This window comes from Bacillus sp. AFS041924 (genome assembly GCF_002577195.1).
In the GTDB taxonomy this organism is placed as follows: Bacteria; Bacillota; Bacilli; order Bacillales; family Bacillaceae_G; genus Gottfriedia.
In genome coordinates, this window is record NZ_NULG01000128.1 from 1 (window position 1) to 1,034 (window position 1,034).

The 1,034-nt window shown below is 49.4% G+C and carries 9 tRNA genes and 1 rRNA gene; all 10 read right to left on the bottom strand.

The features are described 5' to 3' along the window. Window positions 1–22 precede the first annotated feature (22 nt). Window positions 23–98: transfer RNA gene (locus COC46_RS20485), tRNA-Ala, on the bottom strand. A 9-nt stretch (window positions 99–107) separates the two neighbouring features. Beyond that, a tRNA-Pro gene (locus COC46_RS20490) sits at window positions 108–184 on the bottom strand. Between the two features lie 5 nt (window positions 185–189). Then, window positions 190–266 (bottom strand) — tRNA-Arg (locus COC46_RS20495). Window positions 267–276: 10 nt separating this feature from the next. Continuing rightward, a tRNA-Leu gene (locus tag COC46_RS20500) sits at window positions 277–363 on the bottom strand. An 8-nt stretch (window positions 364–371) separates the two neighbouring features. Further along, a tRNA-Gly gene (locus COC46_RS20505) sits at window positions 372–446 on the bottom strand. A gap of 23 nt (window positions 447–469) precedes the next feature. Further along, window positions 470–552 (bottom strand) — tRNA-Leu (locus tag COC46_RS20510). Between the two features lie 21 nt (window positions 553–573). Next, window positions 574–649, bottom strand: a tRNA-Lys gene (locus tag COC46_RS20515). Window positions 650–657: 8 nt separating this feature from the next. Continuing rightward, window positions 658–730 (bottom strand) — tRNA-Thr (locus tag COC46_RS20520). Between the two features lie 3 nt (window positions 731–733). Then, window positions 734–809 (bottom strand) — tRNA-Val (locus tag COC46_RS20525). A 5-nt stretch (window positions 810–814) separates the two neighbouring features. Further along, window positions 815–930: ribosomal RNA gene (gene rrf / locus COC46_RS20530) — 5S ribosomal RNA — on the bottom strand. Between the last annotated feature and the right edge of the window lie 104 nt (window positions 931–1,034).

The window sequence follows — 1,034 nt, forward strand, 5'->3', positions numbered from 1 at the left end:
TTAGTTTTCAAAGATCATCTATTGGTGGAGCCTAGCGGGATCGAACCGCTGACCTCCTGCGTGCAAGGCAGGCGCTCTCCCAGCTGAGCTAAGGCCCCTTATTGAAATGGTCGGGAAGACAGGATTTGAACCTGCGACCCCCTGGTCCCAAACCAGGTGCTCTACCAAGCTGAGCCACTTCCCGTAATATGGCGCGCCCGAAAGGACTCGAACCCATAACCTTTTGATCCGTAGTCAAACGCTCTATCCAATTGAGCTACGGGCGCATATTATAAATGGTACCGAGGGCCGGACTCGAACCGGCACGGGGTCAACCCCCGCAGGATTTTAAGTCCTGTGTGTCTGCCATTCCACCACCCCGGCAGCATATGTGGAGCGGAAGACGGGGCTCGAACCCGCGACCCCAACCTTGGCAAGGTTGTATTCTACCACTGAACTACTTCCGCGTATACTGCTTATAAATTATAAATGGTGCGGGTGAAGGGACTCGAACCCCCACACCGAAGTACTAGATCCTAAGTCTAGCGCGTCTGCCAATTCCGCCACACCCGCAAATATTTTCTTTTTAGAAAATGGTGAGCCATGAAGGATTCGAACCTTCGACCCTCTGATTAAAAGTCAGATGCTCTACCTACTGAGCTAATGGCTCATAAAGAGTGCCGACTAGAGGACTTGAACCCCCAACCTACTGATTACAAGTCAGTTGCTCTACCAATTGAGCTAAGTCGGCATATGGTGGAGGATGACGGGCTCGAACCGCCGACCCCCTGCTTGTAAGGCAGGTGCTCTCCCAGCTGAGCTAATCCTCCATCAAACCAAGCGACGTTCTACTCTCACAGGGGGAAACCCCCAACTACCATCGACGCTGAAGAGCTTAACTGCCGTGTTCGGTATGGGAACGGGTGTGACCTCTTCGCTATCATCACTTGATTCTTTTCTTTAGGACATTAATTATTATATCAAACTTTCTACTAAAGTCAATAACTTTTTTAGAAGTTTTTTATCATAATTTTTGTACCCTCAAAACTAGATAA